This is a genomic window from Maribellus luteus, from assembly GCF_003576475.1.
In the GTDB taxonomy this organism is placed as follows: domain Bacteria; phylum Bacteroidota; class Bacteroidia; order Bacteroidales; family Prolixibacteraceae; genus Draconibacterium; species Draconibacterium luteum.
Map to the genome: position 1 here is coordinate 1 of NZ_QWGR01000196.1, position 565 is coordinate 565.

At 61.8% G+C, this 565-nt stretch carries 1 protein-coding gene; it reads left to right on the forward strand.

Features of this window, described 5'->3' with window-relative positions:
- Positions 1-64: 64 nt before the first annotated feature.
- Positions 65-565, forward strand: a 501-nt coding sequence (locus tag D1614_RS28565; RefSeq protein ID WP_119440524.1) for a winged helix DNA-binding protein, incomplete at its 3' end; no start/stop codon positions are given.

Sequence of the window (565 nt, forward strand, 5' to 3'; positions counted from 1 at the left end):
CAGACATGACGATCTATTCTCTTACAATAGCCCGCGTTCCCGGTCCTTTCCCAGCCCCGTTGCAATGTCCAAATCGCCGACCACCCCGAAAGCTGATCTGCCGCAATCCGCAGTCAATGAGGACGCAGGGAAGGGCGGGCCCATCGTATCTTCGTCGCACTTGGTGTCGGCGCGCAGCCCCGAGCTGTCGGAGTTCGAGTTTGCGCTCAACACCGCCTACAACGCCTACAACCGCTGGTGCGTGCGCTGCATGGCCGCTGCCGGCGTGCGCGACCTGACCTTCCTCGATGTGCTGGTCGTGCACCACGTCAACCACCGTGGCCGCGCCAAGCGGCTGGCCGACATCTGCTTCGTACTCAACGTGGAAGACACCCATCTCGTGACGTATTCCCTCAAGAAACTGCAGGGGATGGAGCTGGTGGAAGGCACGCGCAACGGCAAGGAAGTCACCTACACCACCACCGAAGCAGGCGAAAAGGCCTGCGCCCGCTACCGCGAGATCCGCGAGCAGTGCCTGACCAGCAATATTTCGCCCAGCGGCGAGGAAAATGCCGAGATTGGCGAG